This is a genomic window from Streptomyces sp. NPDC002701 (assembly GCF_042889045.1).
Lineage (GTDB): Bacteria > Actinomycetota > Actinomycetes > Streptomycetales > Streptomycetaceae > Streptomyces.
This window is the reverse complement of the sequence record NZ_JBIAQL010000010.1, coordinates 109,651-136,398: the sequence shown is the minus strand read 5'-3', so window position 1 is coordinate 136,398 and position 26,748 is coordinate 109,651. Positions and strand designations below refer to the sequence as shown.

25 protein-coding genes are annotated in these 26,748 nt (G+C 71.7%); 6 read left to right on the top strand and 19 right to left on the bottom strand.

Annotated features, from left to right (window positions below; genetic code table 11):
- Nucleotides 1-33: 33 nt before the first annotated feature.
- The 3 genes from rocD to ACFYXC_RS25335 form a co-directional block, all read right to left on the bottom strand.
- Entirely contained in the window at nucleotides 34-1,317 is a 1,284-nt protein-coding gene (gene rocD / locus ACFYXC_RS25345; protein WP_389554149.1) for an ornithine--oxo-acid transaminase, read from the bottom strand.
- Nucleotides 1,314-2,135, bottom strand: a complete 822-nt coding sequence (ddaH, locus tag ACFYXC_RS25340) for a dimethylargininase (protein ID WP_389554148.1) — start codon at nucleotides 2,133-2,135, stop codon at nucleotides 1,314-1,316. The genes rocD and ddaH overlap by 4 nt, the downstream gene beginning before the upstream one ends.
- Before the next feature lie 229 nt (nucleotides 2,136-2,364).
- The gene (locus tag ACFYXC_RS25335; protein WP_389554147.1) at nucleotides 2,365-2,853 is read right to left on the bottom strand and encodes an Lrp/AsnC family transcriptional regulator; all 489 of its coding nucleotides are present in this window, start codon (nucleotides 2,851-2,853) and stop codon (nucleotides 2,365-2,367) included.
- Nucleotides 2,854-2,940: 87 nt separating this feature from the next.
- On the opposite strand from ACFYXC_RS25335, the gene ACFYXC_RS25330 reads away from it, so the two are divergent.
- The 4 genes from ACFYXC_RS25330 (at nucleotide 2,941) to ACFYXC_RS25315 (ending at nucleotide 7,131) form a co-directional block, all read left to right on the top strand.
- Complete coding sequence (locus ACFYXC_RS25330) at nucleotides 2,941-3,696, top strand: LytR/AlgR family response regulator transcription factor (RefSeq protein WP_389554146.1); 756 nt, start codon at nucleotides 2,941-2,943, stop codon at nucleotides 3,694-3,696.
- 11 nt (nucleotides 3,697-3,707) lie between these two features.
- A complete protein-coding gene (locus ACFYXC_RS25325; RefSeq protein ID WP_389554145.1) occupies nucleotides 3,708-4,082 on the top strand; it encodes a hypothetical protein in 375 nt (124 codons plus the stop codon).
- Nucleotides 4,083-4,183: 101 nt separating this feature from the next.
- Nucleotides 4,184-5,920 (top strand): cation acetate symporter, encoded by a 1,737-nt coding sequence (locus tag ACFYXC_RS25320; RefSeq protein ID WP_389554144.1) that lies wholly within the window; start codon nucleotides 4,184-4,186, stop codon nucleotides 5,918-5,920.
- On the top strand, nucleotides 5,917-7,131 hold the full coding sequence (locus ACFYXC_RS25315) for a histidine kinase (protein ID WP_388921383.1): 1,215 nt from the start codon (nucleotides 5,917-5,919) through the stop codon (nucleotides 7,129-7,131). The genes ACFYXC_RS25320 and ACFYXC_RS25315 overlap by 4 nt, the downstream gene beginning before the upstream one ends.
- A gap of 39 nt (nucleotides 7,132-7,170) precedes the next feature.
- On the opposite strand, the gene ACFYXC_RS25310 is transcribed toward ACFYXC_RS25315, so the two are convergent.
- From ACFYXC_RS25310 to ACFYXC_RS25280, 7 genes are all read right to left on the bottom strand, one after another.
- Nucleotides 7,171-7,329, bottom strand: a complete 159-nt coding sequence (locus ACFYXC_RS25310; RefSeq protein WP_107018800.1) for a hypothetical protein — start codon at nucleotides 7,327-7,329, stop codon at nucleotides 7,171-7,173.
- Between the two features lie 13 nt (nucleotides 7,330-7,342).
- The gene (locus ACFYXC_RS25305) at nucleotides 7,343-9,331 is read right to left on the bottom strand and encodes a protein kinase (RefSeq protein WP_389554143.1); all 1,989 of its coding nucleotides are present in this window, start codon (nucleotides 9,329-9,331) and stop codon (nucleotides 7,343-7,345) included.
- A 194-nt stretch (nucleotides 9,332-9,525) separates the two neighbouring features.
- Nucleotides 9,526-10,977, bottom strand: coding sequence for a DUF6777 domain-containing protein (locus ACFYXC_RS25300; protein WP_389554142.1), 1,452 nt, complete (start codon nucleotides 10,975-10,977; stop codon nucleotides 9,526-9,528).
- A gap of 136 nt (nucleotides 10,978-11,113) precedes the next feature.
- A complete protein-coding gene (locus tag ACFYXC_RS25295; RefSeq protein ID WP_389554141.1) occupies nucleotides 11,114-12,064 on the bottom strand; it encodes a cytochrome c oxidase assembly protein in 951 nt (316 codons plus the stop codon).
- Nucleotides 12,065-12,218: 154 nt separating this feature from the next.
- Nucleotides 12,219-13,244 carry a 6-phosphofructokinase gene (locus ACFYXC_RS25290; RefSeq protein WP_389554140.1) on the bottom strand — a complete coding sequence of 342 codons (1,026 nt, stop codon included), beginning with the start codon at nucleotides 13,242-13,244 and terminating at the stop codon, nucleotides 12,219-12,221.
- 165 nt (nucleotides 13,245-13,409) lie between these two features.
- Nucleotides 13,410-14,138 (bottom strand): type 1 glutamine amidotransferase, encoded by a 729-nt coding sequence (locus ACFYXC_RS25285; protein ID WP_388921401.1) that lies wholly within the window; start codon nucleotides 14,136-14,138, stop codon nucleotides 13,410-13,412.
- Nucleotides 14,139-14,157: 19 nt separating this feature from the next.
- Nucleotides 14,158-15,396 (bottom strand): MurT ligase domain-containing protein, encoded by a 1,239-nt coding sequence (locus tag ACFYXC_RS25280; protein ID WP_388921404.1) that lies wholly within the window; start codon nucleotides 15,394-15,396, stop codon nucleotides 14,158-14,160.
- Between the two features lie 143 nt (nucleotides 15,397-15,539).
- Between ACFYXC_RS25280 and def the strand changes: the two genes are divergently transcribed.
- Nucleotides 15,540-16,079 carry a peptide deformylase gene (gene def, locus ACFYXC_RS25275; RefSeq protein WP_389554139.1) on the top strand — a complete coding sequence of 180 codons (540 nt, stop codon included), beginning with the start codon at nucleotides 15,540-15,542 and terminating at the stop codon, nucleotides 16,077-16,079.
- Between the two features lie 174 nt (nucleotides 16,080-16,253).
- Here the strand turns inward: def and ACFYXC_RS25270 are convergent, their stop codons facing one another.
- Nucleotides 16,254-16,898, bottom strand: coding sequence for a TetR family transcriptional regulator (locus ACFYXC_RS25270; protein WP_389554138.1), 645 nt, complete (start codon nucleotides 16,896-16,898; stop codon nucleotides 16,254-16,256).
- A gap of 169 nt (nucleotides 16,899-17,067) precedes the next feature.
- On the opposite strand from ACFYXC_RS25270, the gene ACFYXC_RS25265 reads away from it, so the two are divergent.
- Nucleotides 17,068-18,297: an acyl-CoA dehydrogenase family protein gene (locus tag ACFYXC_RS25265; RefSeq protein WP_389554137.1), complete on the top strand. Its 1,230-nt coding sequence runs from the start codon at nucleotides 17,068-17,070 to the stop codon at nucleotides 18,295-18,297.
- Between the two features lie 142 nt (nucleotides 18,298-18,439).
- Here the strand turns inward: ACFYXC_RS25265 and ACFYXC_RS25260 are convergent, their stop codons facing one another.
- From ACFYXC_RS25260 to ACFYXC_RS25225, 8 genes are all read right to left on the bottom strand, one after another.
- Nucleotides 18,440-18,961, bottom strand: a complete 522-nt coding sequence (locus tag ACFYXC_RS25260) for a cupin domain-containing protein (RefSeq protein ID WP_388921606.1) — start codon at nucleotides 18,959-18,961, stop codon at nucleotides 18,440-18,442.
- Nucleotides 18,962-18,966: 5 nt separating this feature from the next.
- Nucleotides 18,967-20,175: a cytochrome P450 gene (locus ACFYXC_RS25255; RefSeq protein ID WP_389554260.1), complete on the bottom strand. Its 1,209-nt coding sequence runs from the start codon at nucleotides 20,173-20,175 to the stop codon at nucleotides 18,967-18,969.
- 7 nt (nucleotides 20,176-20,182) lie between these two features.
- Nucleotides 20,183-21,247 (bottom strand): type III polyketide synthase, encoded by a 1,065-nt coding sequence (locus ACFYXC_RS25250; RefSeq protein ID WP_388921416.1) that lies wholly within the window; start codon nucleotides 21,245-21,247, stop codon nucleotides 20,183-20,185.
- Between the two features lie 222 nt (nucleotides 21,248-21,469).
- Complete coding sequence (locus ACFYXC_RS25245; RefSeq protein WP_388921418.1) at nucleotides 21,470-21,712, bottom strand: DUF6213 family protein; 243 nt, start codon at nucleotides 21,710-21,712, stop codon at nucleotides 21,470-21,472.
- Nucleotides 21,713-21,737: 25 nt separating this feature from the next.
- The gene (locus ACFYXC_RS25240) at nucleotides 21,738-23,123 is read right to left on the bottom strand and encodes an NADP-dependent succinic semialdehyde dehydrogenase (RefSeq protein WP_389554136.1); all 1,386 of its coding nucleotides are present in this window, start codon (nucleotides 23,121-23,123) and stop codon (nucleotides 21,738-21,740) included.
- A 94-nt stretch (nucleotides 23,124-23,217) separates the two neighbouring features.
- Nucleotides 23,218-23,688, bottom strand: coding sequence for an NUDIX domain-containing protein (locus ACFYXC_RS25235; protein WP_389554135.1), 471 nt, complete (start codon nucleotides 23,686-23,688; stop codon nucleotides 23,218-23,220).
- Nucleotides 23,685-25,241 carry an ATP-dependent DNA ligase gene (locus ACFYXC_RS25230; protein WP_389554134.1) on the bottom strand — a complete coding sequence of 519 codons (1,557 nt, stop codon included), beginning with the start codon at nucleotides 25,239-25,241 and terminating at the stop codon, nucleotides 23,685-23,687. Before ACFYXC_RS25230 ends, ACFYXC_RS25235 begins: the two co-directional genes overlap by 4 nt.
- Before the next feature lie 539 nt (nucleotides 25,242-25,780).
- Nucleotides 25,781-26,716, bottom strand: a complete 936-nt coding sequence (locus ACFYXC_RS25225) for an NAD(P)/FAD-dependent oxidoreductase (RefSeq protein ID WP_389554133.1) — start codon at nucleotides 26,714-26,716, stop codon at nucleotides 25,781-25,783.
- Nucleotides 26,717-26,748 lie beyond the last annotated feature (32 nt).

Here is a 26,748-nt window from a genome sequence, read left to right as displayed (position 1 = left end):
CCCTGAGCGCCGGGACCGGGTCGTGTGCCGGGCTCAGGTGAGTGGGGGCTGCTCGCGCAGTTCCCCGCGCCCCTGAAGGGGCGTCCCGGACGCCTTGTCCAGAACCGTCTCCAGGGCGTCGAGGGCCGTTCGCAGTTCGTCGGCCGTGATCGTCAGGGGCGGGGCGAGCCGGATCGTCGAGCCGTGGGTGTCCTTCACCAGGATCCCCTCGTGCATCAGGCGCTCGCTGATCTCGCGGCCCGTACCGAGAGCGGGGTCGATGTCGACGCCCGCCCACAGCCCGCGCGCCCGGAAACCCCGCACCCCCTTGCCGACGAGCGCCGTCAGGCCGTCGCGCAGGACCACGCCCGACTCCTCGGCCCTGCGCTGGAACTCGCCGGTCTCCAGCAGCTCCACCACCGCCGAGCCGACCGCCGCGGCCAGCGGGTTGCCGCCGAACGTCGAGCCGTGCTCGCCCGGCCGCAGCACCTGGAGCACCTCGCGCCGCCCGACGACCGCGGAGACCGGCACGATGCCCCCGCCGAGCGCCTTGCCCAGCAGCAGCAGGTCCGGCACGACCCCTTCGTGCTCCACGGCCAGGGTGCGGCCCGTGCGCCCGAGACCCGACTGGATCTCGTCGGCGACGAAGAGGCACCCGGCCCGCCGGGTCAGCTCGCGCACCCCCCGCAGGTAGCCGTCGTCGGGGATGACGACCCCCGCCTCACCCTGGATCGGCTCGATCAGCACGGCCGCGGTCGTCTCGTCGACCGCCGACTCGAGCGCGGCGAGGTCGTTGTACGGGACCACCCGGAAACCCGGTGTGAAGGGGCCGAACCCCGTACGGGCCGTCTCGTCGGTGGAGAAGCTCACGATCGTCGTCGTACGGCCGTGGAAGTTGTCGGCGGCCACCACGATCGTCGCCCGGTCCGGCGCGACGCCCTTCACGTCGTACGCCCACTTGCGGGCGACCTTGATGCCGCTCTCCACGGCCTCGGCGCCGGTGTTCATCGGCAGCACCATGTCCAGGCCGGTCAGCGCGGCCAACGACTCGGCGAAACCGGCCAGCCGGTCGTTGTGGAAAGCGCGCGAGGTCAGCGTCAGCTCGTCGAGCTGCCGGTGCGCCGCCGCGATCAGGGCCGGGTGGCGGTGCCCGAAGTTGAGCGCCGAGTAACCGGCCAGCATGTCCAGGTAGCGGCGGCCCTCGACGTCCTCCACCCAGGCGCCCTCGGCGCGGGCGACGACCACGGGCAGCGGGTGGTAGTTGTGCGCGAGGACGGGTTCCTCGGCGCGGATCAGCTCGGCGGACGAGCGCAGGGAACGGCTGGGCGCGACAGTCATGAGCGGATCTCCTGAGTGCAGCACTTGATGCCGCCGCCGGCCTTCTGGAACTCCGACAGGTCGACGGGGACGGGAACATAGCCGTGGCGTTCGAGTTCGCCCGCGAGGGCCTCGGCACGCGGCGCGATGAAGACGTGGCGGCCGTCCGAGACGGAGTTCAGCCCGAACACCATCGCGTCCTCCTGGCGGGCGATCACCGCGTCCGGGAAGAGCCGGCGCAGCACCTCGCGGCTGCCCGCGGAGAACGCCTCCGGGTAGTAGGCGATGTTCGCCTCGGGGCCGTCGTCGAGCACGAACAGCGCGGTGTCGAGGTGGTAGAAGCGCGGGTCCACCAGCTGGAGGCTGACCGTGGGGACGCCGAAGAACTCCTGCACCTGGTGGTGGGCGGCCCGCTCCGTGCGGAACCCGGTGCCGGCCAGCAGATGGCGCCCGACGAGGACCAGGTCGCCCTCGCCCTCGCACACCGCCTCGGAGCGGTAGACGTCGAAGCCCGCGTTCTTGAACCACGACTCGTACGCCGTCGACTCCGGGCGGCGCTGCGGTGCGTGGAAGAGCGAGCCGAAGACCCGGCCGGCCACGACCAGGGCCGAGTTCGCGGCGAAGACCATGTCCGGCAGGCCGGCGACCGGTTCCACGCTGTCGACGGTGTGGCCGTGGGCGCGGTAGACACGGATCAGCTCCGCCCACTGGCCCCTGGCCAGATCGACGTCGACCTGTGTGTCCTCGTGCATCCAGGGATTGATGGCGTACTGCACGGCGAAGTGTCTGGGTTCGCAGACCAGGAATCGTCTGGGGCGCGGCACACGGCTCATGGGCACAGAGGGGTTCCTCCGCTTTCCTGCGGTGTGGAGTGGGATGCCTCAACGGTAGGAAACGGGGCAGGGGTGCGACAAGGATCAGGAATTGCGCACCACCGCAGGAACGCTGCGTGTCGGGGCGCCTCGACGCACGTTTGCTGCGTGACCCGGTCCGCCAGGACCGCTGCCGAGCCCCCGGAGCGCGCTGCAGGGCTTCCGGAACTGCCTGGCGGACCTCCGGAGCAGGCTGCTACGCCTCCGGAGCGGGCTGGTTCGCCCCCGCCTCCGGGCTCTCCGGCAGGAGGTGGGACAGCACCATGAAGCTGACCGTCTTGCGGATGAACGGCTCCACCCGGATCCGTTCGAGCACCTCCTCGAAGTGCTCCACGTCCCGGGCCCGCACATGCAGCAGCGCGTCCGCGCCACCGGTCACCGTCATCGCCGCCGTGATCTCCGGATGGTTGCGCACCACCTCGGCGAGCCGCCGCGGCGGCGCCGCGCCCTCGCAGTACACCTCCACGTACGCCTCCGTACGCCAGCCCAGCGCGGCCGGTTTCACCGTCGCCGTGAACCCGGTGATCACGCCCGTCTCCCGCAGCCGGTCGGCCCGGCGCTTGACCGCCGTGGCGGACAGCCCGATCGCCGCGCCGATCTCGGCGAAGCTCGTACGGGCGTTCACCATCAGAGCCGTCACGATCTTCCGGTCGAGATCGTCGAAGGAGGCGGACGGAGGTCTCATGCGGGCACTGTATCCAGCCCCGCCGAGCTTGCCCGCCGCATGTGCGGGCATGTGCAGGCGTACGAATTGCTCCTACACTCCGGGTTCATGCTGCGCGCCCTCGCCGTCGACGACGAACCACCCTCCCTCGAAGAGCTGCTCTACCTGCTGGACGCCGATCCACGGGTGAGCAGCGTCGAGGGCGCGAGCGACGCCACGGCGGCGCTGCGCCGCATCAACCGCGCCCTGGAGAGCGGCCCCGGCGGCCACGAGGGAATCGACGTCGTCTTCCTCGACATCCACATGCCCGGTCTCGACGGGCTCGACATGGCGCGGCTGCTCGCCGGGTTCGCCAAACCGCCGCTCGTCGTGTTCGTCACCGCCCACGAGGGGTTCGCCGTCCAGGCGTTCGACCTCAAGGCCGTCGACTACGTCCTGAAGCCGGTCCGCAGGGAGCGGCTGGCCGAGGCCGTCCGCCGGGCCGTCGAGCAGATGGACGCGGTCCCGCCGATACCCGTGCACGAACCCGACCCCGACCACATACCCGTGGAACTCGGCGGAGTGACCCGCTTCGTCGCCGTCGAGGACATCACCCATGTCGAGGCCCACGGCGACTACGCGCGGCTGCACACCGCCCAGGGCAGGCATCTCGTCCGCATCCCGCTCTCCACCCTCGAGGAACGCTGGCGCTCCCGCGGTTTCGTCCGCATCCACCGCCGTCATCTCGTCGCGCTCGGTCACATCAGCGAACTGCGCCTGGACGCGGGTACCGTGTCCGTCCTGGTCGACTCGGTCGAACTCCAGGTCAGCCGCCGTCACGCACGGGAGCTGCGGGACCTGCTGATGCGCCGGACCGCGAGCTGAGGAGGCCGCAGGTGCCGCACGAGCCCACGGACCGCCGTGGTCCCACCGACCGCCGGGTCGTCGTCACCGGCCCGCCGCGACGGACGCGCCCGCTGAGCCGCTACCGGCCGCGGACCGAGATCGACGAGCAGACCACGCTCGGCCACACCTACGTCCGCTCCCTGATGCGCAGCCAGCTGCGGGCCGCGCTCACCGTCTTCGGCGTCCTCGTTCTCCTCGTGGGCCCGCTGCCCCTGGTGTTCACCGTGCTCGGCGACAGCTCCCGCCTCGAATGGGTCGTGCTCGGGTTCTGCGTCTACCCGCCGCTGGTGCTGCTCGCCAGCTGGTACGTGCGCCGCGCCGACGGCAACGAGAAGGACTTCGTCCGCCTCGTCGAGGACCGCTGACCCGTGACAGAGAAGCCTGTGACCGAGAACCGCCCGTGAACGAGAAGCCCGTGAACGAGAACCGCCCGTGAACGAGAACCGCCCGTGAACGAGAACCGCCCGTGAACGAGAACTACGCCGTTCCGGCGGTCGCGCTCGTGGTCGTCGCGACCGTCTTCGTCGGCGCCTTCGGCCTGCGCATCTCCCGCACCACCTCGGACTTCTACGTGGCCTCGCGCACGGTCGGCCCCCGGCTGAACGCGGCCGCCATCAGCGGCGAGTACCTCTCCGCCGCCTCCTTCCTCGGCATCGCGGGCCTCGTCCTCGTCCAGGGCCCGGACATGCTCTGGTACCCGGTCGGTTACACCGCGGGCTACCTCGTCCTGCTGATCTTCGTCGCGGCCCCGCTGCGCCGTTCCGGCGCGTACACCCTGCCCGACTTCGCCGAGGCACGGCTCGCCTCGCAGGGCATGCGCCGGCTGGCCGGAGCCTTCGTCGTCGGCGTCGGCTGGCTGTACCTCCTGCCCCAGCTCCAGGGCGCCGGACTGACCCTCAACGTGCTGACCGGGGCGTCCAAGTCGCTGGGCGGCGTGATCGTCGCGGTCGTCGTGGTGGCGACCGTCGCCGCGGGCGGCATGCGCAGCATCACGTTCGTCCAGGCATTCCAGTACTGGCTCAAGCTCACCGCGCTGCTCGTCCCCGCGCTCTTCCTCGTCCTCGCCTGGCAGGACGACGGCGCGCCGCGCCCCGCCTTCGACGAACCGGCCAGGTTCCGCGAGCACCGCGTCGTGCGGGTCGACGCCGGCCTGGACCTGAAACTCGGCGGACCCCTGACCGTGACCGCGGACGGCACGGTCGACGGCATCCGGTACGAGGACGAGCGGATCGAACTGCCCACCGGCGTCCACCGCATCGAGCGGGGCACCCGGCTGACCTTCACACGGGGCGACCCCGTGCCCGTCGCCGACCGTGTCAGCAACGGCGGCATGTCCACCTCGCTCGCCGCGGGCCGCGAGGAACGCCCGCTGTACGCCACGTACGGACTGATCCTCGCCACCTTCCTCGGCACCATGGGGCTGCCGCACGTCGTCGTCCGCTTCTACACCAGCCCGCACGGGGTGGCCGCCCGCCGCACCACCGTCGCCGTGCTCGGCCTGATCGGAGCCTTCTACCTGCTGCCGCCCGTCTACGGCGCGCTGGGCCGCCTGTACGCCCCGGAGCTGACCCTGACCGGGGACGCCGACGCGGCCGTCCTGTTGCTGCCCGACCGGGTGATCGGCGGCCTCGGCGGGGACCTGCTCGGCGCGCTGGTGGCCGGCGGGGCCTTCGCCGCGTTCCTGTCCACGGCCTCGGGCCTCACCATGGCGGTGGCGGGCGTGCTCACCCAGGACGTCCTGCCCTCCCGCGGCGTACGGCACTTCCGGCTCGGCACGGTCCTGTCCATGATCGTGCCGCTCGCGGCGAGCATGCTCGTGGGCGGATTGCCCGTCGCCGACGCCGTGGGGCTCGCCTTCGCGGTGTCCGCGTCGTCGTTCTGCCCGCTGCTCGTCCTCGGCATCTGGTGGCACCGGCTCACCCCGCCCGGCGCGGCCGCCGGGATGCTCGTCGGCGGCGGCTCGGCGCTCCTCGCGGTCGCCGCCACCATGGCCGGCTTCCCCGGCACGGGCTCGCTGCACGCGCTCCTCGCCTGGCCGGCCCTGTGGTCGGTGCCTCTGGGATTCCTCACCATGGTGCTGGTGTCGCTGGCGACGCCCGGCCGGGTACCGGCCGGGACGGCGGCGATCCTCGCCCGCTTCCACCTCCCCGAGGAACTGGCCGGGGGGCAGGTACGCACCGAGGCCAAGGAGATCAAGGCATGAGCGGATTCCTGGCGGGACTCTGCGTGGCCGTGCTGCCGCTGCTCGCGGCCGGCTTCTGGTTCGGCCGGCGCACCGCCCGCTCACCGAGCCCCGGCGGCCTGGGCACCCCCGTCGAGCACGCCACCTTCGAGACCCTGCACACCGCGTCGCTCGCCGCGCCCCCGCTGCGCGCGGGCCTGACCGGGGAGACGGCCCGCAAGTCCGCGCGGCGGCTGCGCACCCTGCTCGGCACCGACGCGCTCTGCCTCACCGACCAGGACACCGTCCTGGCCTGGGAAGGCGTCGGCGAGCACCACCGGGAGCAGATCATGGAGCGCATCGGCGGGCCCCTGGAGACCGGCCGCGGCGAGGCGTTCCGCCTGGCCTGCGACGAGCCGTACTGCCCGCTGCGCTGGGCCGTCGTCGCTCCGCTGACCGTCGACGACCGGGTGCACGGGGCGCTCGTCGCCTGTGCGCCCCGCGAGTCCGCCGTGCTCGTCCGGGCCACCGGGGAAGTCGCCCGCTGGGTCTCGGTGCAGCTGGAACTCGCCGATCTCGACCAGTCCCGTACGCGGCTGATCGAGGCCGAGATCAAGGCGCTGCGGGCGCAGATCTCCCCGCACTTCATCTTCAACTCGCTCGCGGTGATCGCCTCGTTCGTCCGCACCGACCCCGAGCGGGCCCGCGAGCTCCTGCTGGAGTTCGCCGACTTCACCCGCTACTCGTTCCGCAGGCACGGCGACTTCACCACCCTCGCCGACGAACTCCACGCCATCGACCACTACCTGGCGCTGGTCCGGGCACGCTTCGGCGACCGCCTCGCGGTCACCCTGCAGATCGCCCCCGAGGTACTGCCGGTGACCCTGCCCTTCCTCTGCCTGCAGCCGCTCGTCGAGAACGCCGTGAAGCACGGCCTGGAGGGCGGCTCCGGCAAGGTCGACAAGAGCCGGATCAGCATCACCGCGCAGGACGCGGGCGCCGAGGCGCTCGTCGTCATCGAGGACGACGGCCCGGGCATGGACCCCGCCCGGCTGCGCCGCATCCTCGCCGGCGAGGCCAGCCCCTCGGACGGCATCGGCCTCTCCAACGTCGACGACCGCCTGCGGCAGGTGTACGGCGACGACTACGGCCTCGTCATCGAGACCGCGCCGGGCGCGGGCATGAAGATCACCGCCCGGTTGCCGAAGTACCAGCCAGGTGTGCACTCGGCGGGGCGGCTGCCCCGCGAGTGAGCGGTGCGGCGCCGGAGGGGCCGCACCGGATGAGGCGCGTCAGGTGGGGCGCGACGCCACCATCGCGAGCGTGATCAGGCCGAGCACCACCCAGCCGAACCACAGCCAGCCGCTGCTGCCGAGCGCCACCGTGTAGGCCGTGACCATCACCAGGCCGCCGACGGTGAGCACTCCCATGGTCTTCGTGGAACCGGGCATCGCAACACCCTCCTCATGGTTCGTCCTTCTCCATGGTGCCCCCGTCTTGGCGAATTGCAGTACAGACCACGAAATGTGTGCCGGAGTTCCAGGCGCTCCGGCCGACCCAGGACGAGCTCGCATAGATGCTCGGGTCGTAGCCGTAGTCGGCGGGCGGCACGTTCTCCTGGCAGGCGTCGGTCCCCTCCCGCCTCGCCTCCTCGAAGGTCGTGTCCGGGCCCATCCGGTGGAAGCCGAGCACCTGTTCCTCGTGCGGGCCCGCACACGAGACCAGCTCGGCGCCGGTGTCGGAGACCCGGTCGAGGCAGTCCCGCTTCTGCATGGTGGCCGTGTCCTTGAACACCATGCCGAGGGGACGGTTGTCCCCGACGGGGCCGTACAGCGGCTTCCCGCGGGCATCGAGCAGCAGACAGGCGACACGGCGACCGGCGGCCTCGAAACCCTCGGCGGTCGGCACGACGGCGTAGGAGCGGACGTCCGCCAGCTTCTTGCGGGTCTCCTCGGTGCGCTGCTCGCACTGCGCGGCGGCGCCCGAACGGGCGTCCTCGGCGGAGCCCGCTTCGAACACGTCCATCACCTGGCCGTACGTCTCCTCGCTCCCGTCACCGAGGCACTGCACGGGCTTGAGCCGCGGGTCACCGGTGAAGGGGACTTCCGCCCACTTGGTGGAGACGCAGTTGCCGTCCACGAGCGGCTCGGTCAGCCCGACGGCGTCCCCGTACGGCTTGGCGTCGCTCTTCCCGTCCGGTGGCGGGTTCCCCAGGGCGTACCACGCCCCTGCGCCGCCCGCGAGGGCCAGTCCGAGCGCGGTCCCCAGCAGGGCCGGCAGGACGCGGTTGCGCCTGCGGCGGCGCCGGCCGGGGGGCGCCGGCGGCGGACCGTACGCCTGTCCCGCGGTCCACGGGCCCGGCACGGGGATCTCCCGCGAGGGCGGCCAGGCAGCGGGGCTCTCCTGGCGGGGCGGCACCGAGGACGACTCCTGCCCGGCGGACGGCGCGTACCCCCGTGCGCCCTCCCCGGGGCTCCGCGGCGGCCCGGGCGCGGGTGCGGGGGGAGTGCGGGGCGCGGCCGTGTCGGTGACGGCGCCCGCCCACGGCGGCTCGGAGCCCGGGTCGGACCGGGTCCGGGGATGCGACTGAGGCGTCAGGATCGCGGCCAGCGCCGCCCCGGCCTCCGCGGCGGTGATCCGGCGGACCGGGTCCTTGACGAGCATCGCCGACAGGAGCGGTTCCAGGGCGCCCGCGCGCAGCATCGGACGCGGCTCCTCCAGGACGACGGCGGTGAGCGCCGCGAGTCCCGACTCGCGGTCGAAGGGACCGTAGCCCTCGACGGCGTGGTAGAGCGTGCAGCCCAGCGAGAACAGGTCCGCGGCGGCGGTGGGCGGCCCGCCCTGGGCCCGCTCGGGCGCCAGGTAGGCGGCGGTGCCCACGAGGGCGGAGGTGAGCGTGTACCGGGTCTCGTCGCCGTCGGGCCGCACGGAGATGCCGTAGTCGGTGAGCAGGACCCGGGACGGCGACCCCGTGCGGTCCGGGGCGAGCAGGATGTTGGCTGGTTTCACGTCCCGGTGCATGACGCCCTGCTCGTGTCCCGCGGTCAGCGCGTCGAGCACGGCGAGTCCGATGCGGGCGCACTCGGCGGGGGCCAGGGGCCCGCGCAGGGCGACCAGGGCGCTGAGGTCCAGCGCGCCGGCCACGTACTCCATCACGATCCAGGGCAGGCCCTCGTGCTCCAGGACGTCGTGCACGGTCACCACGTGCGGGTGGCCGCGCAGGCCGGCGGCGTGCCGGGCCTCGGCGCGGGCCCGGGCCACCCGGGCCGAGCGGTCCTGGTCCGCCTCGCCCGGATCGCGGAACAGGATCTCCTTGAGCGCGACCTCGCAGGCCAGCCGCTGGTCGTGCGCGAGCCAGACGTGTCCCATGCCGCCACTGCCGAGCTGGTTCAGCAGGAGGTACCGGCCGGCGATGACCCGGCCGACTCCCGACTGCGGTGTTCCTGATCCCATCCGGTCACTCCCGGGTTCTGCCGTGCGGGCCTAGGGCGTTTCTTCTGGATCAGCCCGGGTCCGCGGCGCCCGGCACGGCGCCTCGCGGCGTTGTCGCACGACCCGAGTACGTCCAGTACGCGAGTCATGCTCCGCCTTGCGATGCACCGCACCGGACACCGCGGCCTGATCCGACCTGATCCAGAAGAAGCGCCCTAGGCCACGCTCCGGTCCGCCGCCTCACCGGTGCCCGATCCGCCGGTCTCCGGCTCGGCGGGTGAACCGGGTCCGCTCGACACCGGCTCGCTGGACGCCGGTCCGCTGCTCGTGGGCTCCGCGAGCGTGGGGTCGGCGGGAGGAGTGGTCTTGGGCGGCGTACTCGACACGGTCGGGGCGGTCGGGTCCGGGGGTGGCGGCGGTGTCGACTCGGCCCCGGTGGGCGTCCCGCCGCCGGGCGTGGACCGCGACGGGGACGGCGACCCGCTCGTGGGCTCGGAGCCCTTGTCCGACGGCGTCCCGGTGTCCGACGGCGTCTCCTTGCCCGGTGAGGACTCCGCCCCGGACGACGTCCCGCCGCCCGACGGCGATTCGGTGCCGTCAGTGTCGTCAGTGCCCTCCGGGTCATTCGGATCATCCGGATCGGTCGGTGGCGAAGGGCTCGTCCCGTCACCGGAGCCGGAGCCGGAGCCGGAGTCCGCGTTCGGGTCCGGGCCCGTGCTCAGCGCCACCGGCGCGCCGAACGCCAGCGGCGTCCCGGGCCCGGGCGTACAGCCGGTCACCGGGGTCTCGCCCGACGGGAACGCGTCCCCGGAGTACGCCACGGCCAGCCTGAGCTCGGCCAGCGCCGCACTGGCCTGGGCGAAGGTCATCCCCGCCACGGCGGGCACCTCGTGCTGCTCCGTCGCGTCGAACGTCTCGTCCTGCTCGCCCGTGGTGCCGACGGGCCGGTCGATGGCCGTGTCCGGGTCGGTCACGTCCAGGAGCGCGATCCGCTCCAGCGGTCGCGGCGAGGGCTTGACGGTCACCACGTCGGACTTCTCGTAGCCGTCCCACTTCTTGTTGCCGTCGTCGAACTCGACCGAGAGCTTCTCGGGATCCTTGTCGAAGGCTTTCAGCGGATTTCCGCACGAGCACTTCACGGCGGGAAGTCCCTGGTCGTTCACCAATACCGCGACACCGGCCTCGAGCAATGCGTCGTACGGGACCGCCCTGTTCTTCTTGTAGTCGTGGTTCTTCACGAGGGTGTCGTGGCGGAGTAGAACGGGTGTGAGATCGTCGACGTACTCCTCGATCCGATCAGGCGTAATGCCCACGATCCGCGCCCATTCCCGGGCTTTCTGTCGGTTCTTGGGATCCGTGAGGAAATCCTTGAGCCGTTCGACGTCGCAGACCCGCTGGTTGCGCGTGCCCCCGTAGAGACCAGGGGTGTTGCCCTGCTGCAACCCGCTGTGCGGCTGCTCCGGCTTGACCTCCCTGCGGTCTCTGCCCAGCGATCCGTCTTCTTCGAAAAAGGGTGCGAGTGACGGTATTCCGGCCGCGACGGCCTTCACGGCGAACAGGCGCTGCTGTTCTGTGCAGCCGCTGAGGATCAACACGGCGGCCAGCAGAACGGCAAGCCTCCGGACCACGGTTTTTCCGGTCCTCGATAAACATGCGTGCATTGTCATGGCCGCTCCCCCCGGCGGTTCCCCCGAACCCTGCAGAGCGGAAGCAGGGCGTCACGCATCATGCTACTGAATGGAAAAGCCTTTCAGTCAAGGAAATCAGCAGAGTGTGCGAAGTGACGGAAAGGGGAAATGGGGCTCAACGACCGCGTGCGTCGAGTGTGGCCAGATAGGCGTTGTACGCCTCGAGTTCCTTGTCGCCGTCACGGTCCGCCGCCCGGTCCGAACGCCGTGCCTGCCGCTGTTCGGACCGGTACCACTGGAAGAGCAGCGCGAGCAGCACGAGCACGGACGGGATCTCGCTGAAGGCCCAGGCGATGCCACCCGCCGCGTTCTGGTCGGCGAGCGCGTCGATACCCAGCGAGGCGGGCGGATTCTCGTACGTGGTGACCATCGGCCCGGACGCCATCATCAGCGCGATGCCGAAGAAGGCGTGGAACGGCATGCCGGCGAACAGCTCCAGCATGCGCATCAGATACCCCGGGCGGTGCGGACCGGGGTCGACGCCCATGATCGGCCAGAAGAACACCAGACCGACGGCGAGGAAGTGGCACATCATCGCGATGTGTCCGGTCCTCGACCCCATCAGGAAGTCGAAGACCGGCGAGAAGTACAGCGCGTACAGGCTGGCGATGAACAGCGGGATCGTGAAGGCCGGATGCGTGACGACCCGCATGAACCGGCTGTGCAGCAGCATCAGGAGCAGCTCGCGCGGCCCTTTGCGGTCGCGTCCCGCGGTCGGCAGCGCACGCAGTGCGAGCGTGATCGGCGCGCCGAGCAGGATCAGGATCGGCGACAGCATGCTGATCACCATGTGCTGCACCATGTGCACGCTGAACATGACCATGCCGTAGTCGTTCAGTCCGGTGCAGAGCACGAGCATGACGCTCAGGACACCCGCGGCGAACGCCACGGTCCTGCCAACCGGCCAGGCGTCACCGCGCCGCACCAGCCGCACCACACCCCACCCGTACAGGGCGAGTCCCACCAGGCAGGCGACGAGGAAGAACGGGTCCGGGGACCATTCGAGCCCCCGCCCCAGCGTGAACGGCGGCAGATCCATGGTCGTGCCGTGCCCGCTGTGATCCATCCGCCGGCTCCTGTTTCGTACGGGTTGAGCGCTGTCTGTCCCCACCCAGACTAGAACCGCCCCCGGTCGGGCCTACGACCGGGGGCGGGTTCGTTTTTCAGGGGCGCGGGGGACTGCGCGACCGGCCACGGACGACCCGCAGCCGACGACTCCCCTAAAGCACACACTCCGCTTCCGCGTACCGCGACTCCGGCACGGTCTTCAACGTCTCCACCGCCTCCGCGAGCGACACCATCACGATGTCCGTCCCCCGCAGCGCGGTCATGTTGCCGAACTCACCCCGGTGCACCGCCTCCACCGCGTGCCACCCGAACCGCGTGGCGAGCACCCGGTCGTACGCCGTCGGCGTCCCCCCGCGCTGCACGTGCCCGAGGATCACCGGCCGGGCCTCCTTGCCGAGCCGCTCCTCCAGCTCGATGGAGAGCTGCCGGGCGATGCCCGCGAACCGCTCGTGCCCGTAGGCGTCCTTGCGGCCCTCGTCGTAGCTCATCGTGCCCTCGCGGGGCTTCGCGCCCTCCGCGGCGACGACGATGGCGAACTTCTTGCCCGCCGAGAAGCGTTCACCGACCTTGGCGGCCAACTCGGCGATGTCGAAGGGCCGTTCCGGCACGACGATCGCGTGGGCGCCCGCGGCCATGCCGGAGTGCAGGGCGATCCAGCCGGTGTGGCGGCCCATGACCTCGACGATCAGGACGCGCTGGTGGGACTCGGCGGTGGTCTTCAGCCGGTCGAGGGCCTCGGTGGCGACACCCACGGCCGTGTCGAAGCCGAAGGTGACGTCGGTGACAGCGATGTCGTTGTCGATGGTCTTCGGCACGCCGACGATCGGCAGACCGCTGTCCGACAGGAGACGGGCCGCCTTGAGCGTGCCCTCGCCGCCGATCGGGATGATCGCGTCGAGCCCGAGTTCCTCGACATGGCCCCTGGCCCGCTCCACGCCGTCCCGCAGGTGCGCCGGCTGGACCCGGGAGGAGCCGAGCATCGTGCCGCCGCGGGCCAGGATGCCGCTCACCGCGTCGAGGTCGAGCTTGAGGTAGTCGCCTTCCAGAAGGCCCTTCCAGCCGTCCCGGAAGCCGATGACCTCGTCGCCGTGGTCGACGACGGCGCGGTGTACGACGGACCGGATGACGGCGTTCAGGCCGGGGCAGTCGCCGCCGGACGTGAGGACACCAATACGCATAGCCCGAAATACCTTCTCAACGTGGGCCGGGAACCGGACCACGCTGTCCGGCTGGACGCCGCCACCCTACCGGCGGCGGGGGGCGTCTCCACATGGTGCGTCCGCCTGCTGGACGTGCCCGCTCACCTGCGCGGGCACGTCGCCGGATGGGCTGTGCTCCTGAGCTCAGGCGGGCTGCTGAGCGGCCGCGATGCGCTCGGAGCGGAGCGCCTCGTACCACCGGTCGTCGACCGGCGGCAGCGCGTTGACATCGAGCGCCAGCTTGAGCAGCAGGTCCGCGATGAGCGGGTTCCTGGCGAGCACGGGCCCGTGCATGTACGTACCGAAGACGGTGTCGTTGTACGCGCCCTCCGTGCCGTCGCCCGTTCCGTTGCCCTTGCCGAGACGCACGTTCGCGAAGGGGCGGGCGGTGGGGCCGAGGTGGGTGACGCCCTGGTGGTTCTCGAAGCCGGTCAGCGGCGGCAGGCCGAGGCGCGCGTCGATGTCGCCGTACACGTCACCCACGCACCGCTCGCCCTCGCCGCGCACGGAGTGCACGTCGAGCAGGCCGAGGCCCGGCTCGCGCTGGCCGAGGTCGTTGATGAACTCGTGGCCGAGGATCTGGTAGCCCGCGCACACCGAGAAGACGATGGCGCCGTTGCCGACCGCCCGCTCCAGACCGCCGTCGCGGCGCAGCCGCTCGGCCGCGAGCCGCTGCGGCCGGTCCTCGCCGCCACCGATGAGGTAGATGTCACCCGAGGTGGGGATCGGCTGGTCGCTGCGTACGTCGAGCCGGGCCACGTCCAGACCGCGCTGGCGGGCGCGGCGCTCGACGACCAGCGCGTTGCCCTGGTCGCCGTACGTGCTCAACAGGTCCGGATAGATCCACACTAGCCGCAGGCTGTTGTCACTCATTCGCTTCGTCCTCCGGGGTTCAGTTGCCGACACGACGCCTCAAGTCCTGGAACGCGGTGTAGTTCGCGATGACCTCGATCCGGCCGGGCGGTGCGAGCTGCACCGCCTGGTCGAGGTTGTCGCACACCTGGAACGACTGGTTGGCGACCTCAAGGCGCACGGCGAGGTCGAGCTTGCGGTCACCGAGGACGAAGATCGGGTGACCGGTGAGCCGGGTGTAGTCGACGTCCCACAGCCAGGAGGTGTCGGTGCCGTCGGCGCCGCGCGCGTTCACCGACAGGATCACCGGGGTCGGCGGCGGGTCGATCAGGGAGAACGTCTCCAGCCAGCCCGCCGGGTTCTTGGCGAGCAGCAGCCGCAGGTCGCGCTGCATGAACTGCACGACGTCGTAGCGTCCGGCCACGGCCTGGACCTGGTACATGCGTTCCAGGGCGACCTGTGGCGGTACGCCGAAGACGGCGGCGACGGCGGCCGACGAGGCGGCGTTGGCCTTGTTGGCGCGGCCCGGCAGCTGGAGGTGGATCGGCCAGGCCGATCCGTGCGGGTCGAGGACGTGGTCCCCGGAGAGTGCCCAGCTCGGCGTGGGGCGGCGGAAACCGCACTCGCCGCAGAACCAGTCGTCGCCGGGGCGCTGCATCACACCGCCGCAGGACGGGCAGGACCAGGCGTCGTCCTTCCACATCTGGCCGGCGGCCACCCACACCACGTTCGGCGAGGAGGACGCGGCCCACACGACCAGCGGGTCGTCGGCGTTGGCGACGACGACGGCCTTGGAGCCGGCCAGGCCCTCGCGCCAGTGCTCGGCCATCATGCGGGTCTCGGCGGCGCGGTCGAGCTGGTCGCGCGAGAGGTTGAGCAGGGCGATGCACTTGGGATCCGTGTCCCGCGCCACCCCGGACAGGTACTTCTCGTCGACCTCGATGACCGCGAACCGCGAGTCGGAGCCGCCGGCCAGCGCCGAGGTGATGCCGGCCGGCATGTTCGCGCCCAGCGCGTTCGACACGACGGGGCCCGCGGCCCGCAGCGCCTCGGCGATCAGCCGGGTGGTGGTGGTCTTGCCGTTCGTGGCCGACACCAGGATGACGTCCAGGTGCTGGGCCAGCCTGGCCAGCAGGTCGGGGTCGAGCTTGAGTGCCACCCGGCCGCCGATCACCGATCCGCTGCCGCGGCCGGCGGCACGTGATGCCGCCGCGACCGCTTTGCCCGCCGTCACGGCGAGCTTGGCCCGCGGCGACAGCGGGTCCGAGTTGCCTGCCATCAGTTCTCGATCCTCCTTGCGTACGGCGCCGCGCACTGCCCCCGGCAACGTCTGGCCCTCAGCCTATCGAGATCCACTCGCAGGCCCGAACCGCGGCACCACTCCGGCGCCCGCCCGACAGTGAGGACCGTACCCTTGCGGCCATGCGACACGGCTCGATCCCCGGCGCCCGAGGGCGCGTTCTTCCTCTGTCCCTCCTCGGCGACCCGGTGTTGCACACACGGTGTGAAGACGTCACGGAGTTCGGCCCCCAACTGGCGCGGCTGGTCGAGGACATGTTCTCGACGATGTACGCGGCGGAGGGGGTCGGTCTGGCCGCGAACCAGGTCGGGCGGTCGTTGCGGGTCTTCGTGTACGACTGCCCCGATGACGACGACCGGCGGCATGTGGGACATGTCGTGAACCCGCGCCTCGTCGAGGTGGACGGGGTGGTGCTGCGGGGGCCCGAGGGGTGTCTGTCCCTGCCGGGTCTGGAGGCGGGCACCGAACGGTACGACCACGCCGTGGTGGAGGGGGTCTCCGTGGACGGGGCGCCGGTGCGGGTGCACGGGAGTGGCTGGTTCGCACGGTGCCTTCAGCACGAGTGCGATCACCTTGACGGCGGGTTGTACGTGGACCGGGTCACGGGGTGGCGGCGGCGGAAGGTGCTTTGGCAGGCGGGGCGGGCCGGTTGGAGGGCTTGAGGGTGCGTTGTCGGGTGCGGGTCCGTTGTGGCTGGTCGCGCCGTTCCCCGCGCCCCTAAGAGATTGCGCCGTTCCCCGCGCCCCTAGAAGCGAAAGACGCGCCGTTCGCCGCGCCCCAAAGGCGAAAGGCAAAAAGATTGTGCCGTTCCCCGCGCCCCTGAGGGGGGCCGTGGGTCAGAAGCCTGGGCCGCCCGCCTTGTCGCCTGCTGCTGCCAGGCGGCCCCAGAGGAGGTCGGCCAGGGCCTGGACCAGCTCGGCGCGGGAGCAGGGGCGTTCGCCCAGCCACCAGTCGCCCGCCGCGTGCATCATGCCGACGATGCCGTGGCCCCAGACGCGGGCCAACTGCTGGCTGTTGGGGCCGAGATCGACCCGCTCCTCTATGACGTCGGCGAGTTCCTCGCCCATGCGTCGCAGGAGCGGAAAGGAGTACGTCCCCACGTCGAATCCCTGGTCGCCCTGCGGGCCGCCCTCCGACGGATGCATCAGGAAGCGGTACACCTGCGGGCGTGCCTCGATCGCCGCGAGGTAGGTGTCGAGCGTGGCCTCCACCCGTTCCCGGCGCTCGGCGGGCGCGTCCAGCGCGGCGCGCAGCGCTTCGAGCAGGGCGTCGGTGTGCCGCTTGGCGAGGGCGGCGTAGAGTCCGCCCTTGTCGCCGAAGTGGCGGTAGAGAATCGGCTTGGTGATGCCCGCCTCCGCCGCGATGGCGTTCATCGAGGCGCCGGGGCCGTCGCGGAGCACCACCCGGTCGGCGGCCTCCAGCAGTTCGCGCCGTCGGCGGTCGGCAGACCTCTGCTGATCGGTCCGCTGCGTGGTGTCCATGAGCTCTCCCCACCCGTGCTGATTCGGTGACGCCTGCGCAACGTAACACCATGCGCCGAGGGTGCCTCGAACGGGCTGCCGAGCCGGAATGGGAGGTTGACTTTTACTACCGACCAGTAACAGGCTACCGTTACCGCAAGTAACACGTAAGTGCAGCACTGGAGGGGTCATGGCCGAGTTCACCATGGAGCTCAACGACGAACAGAAGGAGGTCCGGGACTGGATCCACGGCTTCGCCGCCGACGTCATCCGCCCCGCGGCCGCCGAATGGGACGAGCGGGAAGAGACTCCCTGGCCGGTCATCCAGGAGGCCGCGAAGGTCGGCATCTACTCCCTGGACTTCTACGCCCAGCAGTACTTCGACCCCACCGGCCTCGGCATCCCGATGGCCATGGAGGAGCTGTTCTGGGGCGACGCGGGCATCGCCCTGTCGATCGTCGGCACCGGCCTCGCCGCCGTCGGCGTCCTCGCGAACGGCACCGAGGAGCAGGTCGGCACCTGGATCCCCCAGATGTACGGAGACGCCAACGACGTCAAGGTCGCCGCGTTCTGCTCCTCCGAGCCCGACGCCGGCTCCGACGTCGCCTCGATGCGTACAAGGGCCGTGTACGACGAGGCCAAGGACGAGTGGGTCCTGAACGGGACGAAGACGTGGGCGACCAACGGCGGCATCGCCAACGTGCACGTGGTGGTCGCGGTCGTGGACTCCGAGCTGGGCTCCAAGGGCCACGCGTCCTTCATCATCCCGCCGGCCACGCCCGGCCTGTCCCAGGGTCAGAAGTTCAAGAAGCACGGCATCCGCGCCTCGCACACCGCCGAGGTGGTCCTGGAGAACGTCCGGGTCCCCGGCTCCTGCCTCCTCGGCGGCAAGGAGAAGCTCGACGAGCGGCTCGCCCGCGCCCGTGAGCGGGCGAAGGCGGGCAACGGCGAGCGGCTGAAGAACGCGGCGATGGCCACGTTCGAGGCGTCCCGCCCGGCCGTCGGCGCCATGGCGGTCGGCACGGCGCGGGCCGCGTACGAGGTGGCCCTCGACTACGCCGGCACCCGCGAGCAGTTCGGGCGGCCGATCATCGACAACCAGGGCGTGGCCTTTCAGCTCGCCGACATGCGGACGTCGATCGACGCGGCGCGGCTGCTGGTGTGGCGGGCGTCGTGGATGGCGGTGAGCGGGAAGCAGTTCACCTCCGCGGAGGGGTCCATGTCGAAGCTGTTCGCCAGCGAGACGGCGAAGAAGGTCACCGGCCAGGCGATCCAGATCCTCGGCGGGAACGGGTACACGCGGGAGTACCCGGTCGAGCGGATGCACCGCGATGCGGCGATCTACACGATCTTCGAGGGCACGAGCGAGATCCAGCGGCTCGTCATCGCCCGAACGCTGTCCGGCCTGCCGATCCGGTAGCCCGTCTGCAGCGTCGTCGTGGCTGGTCGCGCAGTTCCCCGCGCCCCTGAAGGGCGAAAAGCTGGGCGCAGCCCGCTTTTCAGGGGCGCGGGGAACTGCGCGAGCAAGCACAGCGGGCCCGCACTGTCCCACCGGCCGAAAGCTAACCGTGGCGCAACGGAGTGAGCTGCTCGATGTCGTACCGCGACCGCAGCTCCTCGATGGCCGCCACGTCCGGAGGACCCCCCGCGTCCAAGATGCGGAGCAACTCGTCGAAGTAGCGTTCGTGGTCCGGCGGCGGCGACGCCTGGAAGAACATCTTCGCCGGCTCCTCCGTCGGATTGGCGAACGCGTGCGGGCACCCGGGCGGCACGACGATCACCGTGCCCGGCGTCGCCCGCACCACCCGGTTGCCCGAACCCGACTGCCAGCGCTGCCAGTTGTCGGGCGTCCGGACGAGCGGCTCGAAGGCGAGCACGTCCAGCTCGCCCTCCAGGACGTAGAACAGCTCCTCGCTGCGCGTGTGGACGTGCGCGCCCACGTCGAAGCCCGGCGGCACGACCACCTCGAAGCTGGACGCGGCCCGCGAGTGCGTACCGGTCACCTTGAAGGTCACGTGCTGGGCCGGGGTCCGGACCGTCCGGCCGTGCCCCGGCGGCACCAGCAGGCCCTCGGGAGGGGTCAGCGCGGTCACCAGGTGACGGGCAGGGCCTCGGGCCCGCGGATCAGTGCGCCGCGCCGCCACGGCACCTCGTCCGCCGAGACGGACAGGCGCAGCGTCGGGATCCGGTCGAGGAGCGCGTCGACCATCAGCTCCGACTCGAGGCGGGCGAGCATGCCGCCCACGCAGTAGTGCGGACCGTGCCCGAACGCCACATGCGGGTTGGGGTCGCGCTCGAAGTCGATGCGGTCGGGGTCGGGGAAGACGGCCGGGTCCCGGTTGGCGGCCAGGTAGGACACGTAGATCGGGTCGCCCTTCCTGATCCGCACGCCGTGCAGGACGACGTCCTCGGTGGCGATCCGGGACAGGCCCACGGCGTTGCGGTGCGGGATGTACCGCAGCAGTTCGTCGAGGGCCCGGGGCCGCAGCTCCGGGTCGTCGCGCAGCCGGTCGAACAGCGCGGGCCGGGTCAGGAGGATGTAGAGCATCTGCCCGGTGTTGTTGGTGACCGCCTCGCCGCCGATCTGGATCGGACCCGCGAGCGCGACCGCCTCCTCCTCGGTGATGTCGCCCCGGCCCACCGCCGCGCCGAGCAGCGAGGTCACGTCCTCGCCCGTCGCGCCGCGGCGCTCGGCGATCAGTTTGGCGAAGTACACCTCCATGTCCTGCTTGGCCCGCTCGCTGGCCGCGGCGCCCTGTGAGGAGGAGAGGATCGCCTGTGTCCAGACGTGCAGGGTGTGCCGGTCGTCGGCCGGGACGCCCATCAGCTCGCAGATGACGGTGATGGGGAAGGGGGACAGGACCCGGTCGATCAGGTCGGCCGGCGGGCCGTCCCGGAGCATGTCGTCGATCATCGTCCCCAGGGTGCGCTGGGCGTTCGCCCGCAGACGCTCCACGCCCCGCAGGGTGAACGCGGCGTTCACCGCCCTGCGCAGCCTGGCGTGGTCGGGCTTGTCGACGAAGCTCATGGCGCCCGGTGCCGGGATGAAGTGCGGCGCCAGCCGGGTGACCTGCCGCCCGAGCACCGCCGCGCGGCTGAACCGGGGGTCGTTCGTCACCAGCCGTACGTCCTCGTAGCGCGTCACCAGCCAGGCCCAGCCCTCGCCGTTGGGCAGCTGGATCCGGTTGATGGGGCCCTCGCGCATCAGCTCGGACAACACGGGGTCGAAGTCGACCCCGGTGAGGTCCAGGGCGGGCCAGTGCCGTACCGGGGGTGCCGCCGCCGTCTCTTCGCTCATGGTCATGTCATGCCGTCTTCTCGCTCGTGCGGTGCCAGCGGCCCAGCGCCATCTCGGCCGTGATGCCCGGCCCGAAGCCGGCGAGCAGTCCGCGTGCCTGGTGGTGGGAGCCCCCCTCGTCGAACAGCCGGCGCAGTGCGTCCAGGACGACGGCGCTGGCGATGTTCCCGTACTCGGTGAGCGTCGCCCGGCTGAACCGGAAAGCCTCCGGCGCCACTTGGAGGAACTTGCTGAGGTCGTCGAGGATCCGTGGACCCCCGGCGTGGATGATGTAGAAGTCCAGGTCGGAGGCGTCCCAGCCGTGCAGCTTCGCGAGGTCGTGGAGGGCGGGGGCGAGCGGCTCCATGGTGGCCGGCACCCGCTTGTCCAGCAGGAAGTGGAAGCCGGTGGCCCGCACGTCGTACATGATCCAGTCCTCGGTCTTGGGGATCAGGTACGAGCCGTTGCGCTCCAGCCGGATGCCCTCGCCGCCCCGGCCACGGACCACCGCCGCGGCGATCCCGTCCCCGAACAGGCCGTTGCACAGGAGCGAGCTCACACCGAGGTCGGTCGGCTGGTAGCAGAGCGAGCAGAACTCGCACGCCACGATGAGGGCGTTGGCCTGCGGGTAGGCCGTACAGAAGTCGTGGGCGCGGTTGATCGCGGCGCCTCCGGCGGCGCAGCCGAGCTGAGCCATCGGTATCTGGCGGGTGTCGCTGCCGAACCCCATCGAGTTGATCAGCCAGGCCGTCATCGAGGGCATCATGAAGCCCGTGCACGAGACGTAGATGATCACGTCGATGTCGGTGGCGAGGACCTCCGCGTCGTCGAGGGCCCGCTGGACGACCGCCGGGACCCGGGCCTTCGCCTCGGCCCCGTACACCTTGTTGCGTTCCTCGAAGCCGGGGTGCTTCAGGGTCTCCTCGATGGGCTGCACGATGTGCCGGGTCAGTACCCCGGTGTTCTCGATCAGCCGTAGCGCGAGCGGCAGTTGGGGGTGGTCGGGATGGCGGGAGCGCGCCAGTTCGAGCGTCTCCTCCATCGTGATGACGTATTCCGGAACGGAGACCGCGGGTCTGCACAAAGTCGCCATGTGCCTGCGCCTTCTCTCGTCCGCCGGGAACTCCCTCTTCCTGGCGGAAGGGTGGTTCCCCCACGATCACCCGGCGGGCCCCGGATATCGCGCCGGACTACTCCAGACCGGGGACGGCCCCGACGGAGAGGCTCCGGTGGAGGCGCGCCCAGAAAGGGCGCGGGGAAGCGCATGCCCGGCCCGTACGCACCCGCGGTGCGCGGCGGACCTCAGGACGGCCGCTCAGCCGCCGGAGGCACCCCCGCTGCTGTGCGCGATGCACGCCACGTCGATACGGTCGGCGAGCTTGGCCAGCTCGATGGTGAGCGCGGCGACCGTGTCCTCGTCGAGCCCGTCCTCCCCGGCCTCGACCAGCCGCAGCCAGCGGCCCCCCATCGTGCGCAGCAGCTTGCTGACGTCGGCGGCAGCCACCTGCAGGGTCCCGCGGTCGTCGACGATCAGGGGCAGGGTCACTTCGCGGTTCACAGGGGGGATCGTAGCTGCGGAACGCTCACGCTCCGTGCCATACGGTGGTGATGTTGCAGAACTCTCGGATTCCGTGCCCCGACAGCTCGCGCCCGTACCCGGACCGCTTGATGCCGCCGAACGGGAACGCCGGGTGGGACGCCGTCATCCCGTTGACGTAGACACCGCCGGCCTCCAGATCCCGTACGAAACGGTCGGTCTCGGCCTCGTCGCGGGTCCAGACGTTGGAACTCAGCCCGAACGACGTGTCGTTGGCGAGGGCCACCGCCTCGTCGAGGTCGGCGGCACGGTACAGGGTGGCGACCGGCCCGAACGTCTCCTCGTGGTGGATGCGCATCTCGGGGGTGATGTCGGCGAGGACGGTGGGCGGGTAGTACCAGCCGTCCCCGTCGGGAAGCTCGCCGCCGCAGAGCACGGTGGCGCCGCTCTCGACGGCGTCGTCGACCAGTTCCACGAGGTCGTCGCGGCCCTGCTCGGTGGCGACCGGACCGACGTCCGTGCCCTCGTCCAGCGGGTCGCCCACCGTGAGGGCGTTCATGCCCGCGGTGAAGTGTTCGGCGAAGGCGTCGAAGACGTCCGTGTGCACGATGAACCGCTTGGCGGCGATGCAGGACTGCCCGTTGTTCTGCACCCGGGCCGTCACCGCGGTCTTCGCCGCCCGTTCGATGTCCGCCGACGGCATCACCACGAACGGGTCGCTGCCGCCCAGCTCCAGCACGGTCTTCTTGACCTCGTCCCCGGCGACCGAGGCGACCGCGCGGCCCGCCGGTTCGCTGCCGGTGAGTGTGGCCGCCTTGATCCGCGGGTCGCGCAGGATGTCCTCGATCGCGCCCGAGCCGACCAGCAGCGTCTGGAAACAGCCCTCCGAGTAGCCGGCCCTGCGGAACAGGTCCTCCAGGTAGAGGGCGGTCTGCGGGACGTTCGAGGCGTGCTTGAGCAGACCCACGTTGCCCGCCATCAGCGCGGGCGCGGCGAAGCGGATCACCTGCCAGAGCGGGAAGTTCCACGGCATGACGGCGAGGACCGGGCCCAGCGGGCGGTAGCGCACCAGGACCCGGGAGGCGCCGGAGTCCTCGGCGTCGGCCTCGGCGCCCTCCTCGTCGGCGAGGAGTTCCTCGGCGTGGTCGGCGTACCAGCGCATCGCCTTCGCGCACTTCGCCGCTTCGGCACGGGCCTGCTTGACGGGCTTGCCCATCTCGACGGTCATGATCCGGCCGATGTCCGGTGCGTCGCCCTCCAGGAGGTCGGCCGCCCGGTGCAGCAGCCGGGCGCGCTCCGCGAAGGAGGTGGTGCGGTGGTGGCGGAACGCCTCCTCGGCGGTGGCGAGGCGGTGTTCGATCTCCTCGTCGCCGAGGGCGTCGTAGGTCTTGAGGGTTTCGCCTGTTGCCGGGTTCACGGTTGCGATGGGCATTGCTTCTGCCTCCTGGTGCCGTATGCAGGGTGCGGGTCTGTCGGGGCCGAGCGCGCCGTTCTCCGCGCCCCTTCCGGGGCGCGTGCCCCTCTCGTCAGCGCGTATGCGTCTCCAGGCGGTCCAGGAACTCCGTCTGGGCCTTGATCAGGACGGCTCTGGCGCGGTCCGTGGTCAGCCATTCCACCCGGTCGAGTTCGGGGAACTCCTGGACGCGGCCCGAGCCGCGGGGCCACTCCATCGTGAAGGTGCCGGGGACCATGGCCGCCGGGTCGAGGTCCGCCTCCACGGCCCAGACCGTGACGATCTTGCCGTTCGTCTGGGTGACCTCGCCCAGCGGGAGAGCCTCGCCCTCGGGTGGTGGCAGGCCCAGCTCCTCGCGGAACTCGCGGCGGGCGGCGTCCCAGGCGGGTTCACCGGGCTCGTACTCGCCCTTCGGCACGGTCCACGCCCCGGCGTCGCGCCGTGCGAAGAACGGGCCGCCCATGTGGCCGAGCAGCACTTCGAGGCCGCGGTCGGAGCGGCGGAACAGGAGCAGGCCCGCGCTGCGTCTCGCGGCGGGGGTCACGGGGCGACTCCCGGGTGTGCGGCGAGCACCGTCTCGACGGTGTCGGCCTCCGCCGGGGTCTTGTCCTCGCGGTAGCGCAGGACACGGGCGAAGCGCAGGGCGACGCCCGCCGGGTAGCGGGTGGAACGCTGCAGGCCGTCGTACGCGATCTCCACGACCAGTTCGGGACGGACGGTCACCACCGGGGCGCTCTGCTCGACCGTGCCGACGGCGAGTTCCTTAAGCCGCTCGGTCTGCCAGGCCAGCATCACGTCGGTCAGGCCCTTGAAGGTCTTGCCCAGCATGGCGAACGAGCCGTCGGGTCTGCGCGCGCCCAGATGCAGGTTGGAGAGCTTGCCGGTGCGGCGCCCGCTGCCCCACTCGGCGGCCAGCACGACCAGGTCCAGCGTGTGGACGGGCTTGACCTTCAGCCAGGACGCTCCGCGCCGGCCCGCGCTGTAGGGGGCGTCGAGGGACTTGAGGACGACCCCCTCGTGGCCGCGCGCCAGGGTGTCGGCGCCGAACCGCTCGGCGGCGGCCCGCGCCGACTCGTCCGTGGCGTCCGGCACCAGGAGGCGGCGTACGCGCATCGGTTCGGGGACCAGCCGGGCGAGCTCCACGTGCCGGTCGGCGAAGGGCAGGTCGAGCAGGTCCCGGCCGTCCACCGACAGGGCGTCGAAGAACACGGGGGAGACGGGCACGGCCTCGGCCGCGGTGGCGACGTCCACCCGGGAGCCCACGCGGCCCGCGGTCTCCTGGAAGGGCCTGGGCCTTCCCCCGGCGTCGAGGGCGATGACCTCGCCGTCCAGGATGAAGCGGTCGCCCGTCAGCTCCCTGGCGGCGCGGGTGATCTCGGGCAGCCGGTCGGTGATGTCGTCGAGGGTGCGGGTGTAGACGCGTACCTCGTCGCCGTCGCGGTGGACCTGGACGCGGATGCCGTCGAGCTTCTCCTCGACCACGCAGGTACCGAGCTTGTCGATGGCCTCGGCGACGGACGGGGCGCTGTGCGCCAGCATCGGCCAGACGGGCCGGCCGACGGTGAGCCGGAACGCCTCCAGTGCCTCGGGGCCGTCGGCGAGCAGGCGCTCGGCCACGGTCTGCAGCGAACCCGCCAGCATGACGGCCCTGCGGACGTCGGCGGAGGGCGCACCGGTCGCCAGCGCGAGGCCCTCGACCGCGACGGCGTCGAGGGCGCCCTGGCGCAGCTCACCGCCGATCAGCGCGAGCAGGAACCGCTGCTCGGGTTCGGTGGCCGCGCCCATCAACTCGCCGACCAGCCGCGTCCGTTGCGTCTGAGAGCCGGCGCCGGAGACAGCGCCGAGTTCGGTGAGGCGGGCGTCCACGTCCCGTACGGTCAGCGTGGCCTCCCCGGCGGGCGGGACGGGCGCGCCGAGGATCTTCCAGCCGACACCGAGCCGCCCCTGGGGCAGGCGGCCCGCCAGGTAGGGGATGACGATCGGCACGTCGTCCGCCTCCGCGTCCCGGAACAGCTCCGCGAGCAGAGCGACCTTCCGGGTCCGCGCCGAGGTGGCGGCGACCTCCTGGGACACACGGGCGAGCCGGGACAGCAACATGAAGTCATGGTGCTACGGAGAGGCCGGGTCTACACCTGGACGACCGGCCCCTGCCGCCCGCCCGGCACGGCCCCCTACGACGACCGACGCCCCGCCCGCCACCTCCCCGCACCCGGCCGACCGGACCCTCCCGCCCGGTCGGGCGGGCGCGGCCGTCATCCCGGAGGCCGCGCCGCGACAACGGACCGACCACGATCCTTCGTCCGGACGGCTGGTAGGCGCGGCGCCCTGGCAGCCGCGCCGCTCCGGATCGGCTGCGTCGCCGCCCCCGGGCGCTGCGGCGTCGCACCCGTCCGGGTGGGCGGCGTGGTGATCTGTCCGGTCCGCCGGGTCCGCCGGGTCCGCCGGGCTGGTCACGCGTTTCGTCTGGGCGGCTGGTAGGGCGCGGTGCTTCGCCCTGGCGGCCGTGCCGTTCCGTTCCGTGCGATCGGTCGCGCTGACGCCCCTGGGCGCTGCGGCGCCGCACCCGGGAGGTGGCGCGGCGCGGTGATCCGACGGGGCAGCGCGCCCCATCCCCCCTCCGCCGGGTGGGTGTGTCGTCATGGGCGGACTGTTGCGTCCAGGTCCGTGAAGAGGAGGTCTGCGTTGATCGTGGCGCCGGCGCGGTAGCCGCCGCTCGCCGCGTTCACGACCTGCTCGGCGAAGCCGGTCGCGTTGCCCGCCGCCCAGACGCCCGGCACGCTCGTCAGGCCCGTCGCGTCGACGGCGGCGTACGAGCCGAACGGTGTCTCCTGGAGTTCGGCGCCCAGCCGCTCCAGCAGACCGGTGTGCGGGACGGCCCGGGGCGCCACGAACAGCACCGAGCGCTCGTGCGTCGTGCCGTCGGCGAGGCGGACACCGGTGAGCCGGTCGTCGACGACGTCGAGCCCCGCGACCTCACCGGGCACCACGGCGACCCCCGCCGCGGCGAGCCTGCGCAGATCCTCGTCCGTGAGGTCCTCCTCGGCGACCGTGTGCAGGAACAGGGTCACGTCCTTGGACCACTGGGAGACGATCAGGGCCTGGTGTACACCCATCGGGGTCGTGGCGAGCACGCCGAACGCCTGGTCCCGGACCTCCCAGCCGTGACAGTAGGGGCAGTGCAGCACGTCCCGGCCGAACCGTTCGGCGACACCCGGCACCGACGGCAGCTCGTCCGCGAGGCCGGTGGCGACGACCAGCCGGCGCCCGTGCACCGCGCGCCCCCCTCCGAGCGTCACGTCGAACTCCCCGTCCGCGTCCCGCGCCACGTCCACCGCCCGGTCCCGGACCAGCTCGACGCCGTACCGCGCGATCTCCTCGCGGCCCGCGGCCAGGAACTCGGCCGGGGACATCCCGTCCCGGGTCAGATACCCCTGCATGTGCGCGGCGGGCGCGTTGCGCGGCTCGCCCGCGTCGATCACGAGCACGCTCCGGCGTGCCCGCCCCAGGACCAGCGCAGCGGACAGTCCCGCCGCGCCGCCGCCGACGACAACCACTTCGTACCTGTCGGTCATGGTGACCACCTCCACGGACAAGGTCGCCCACC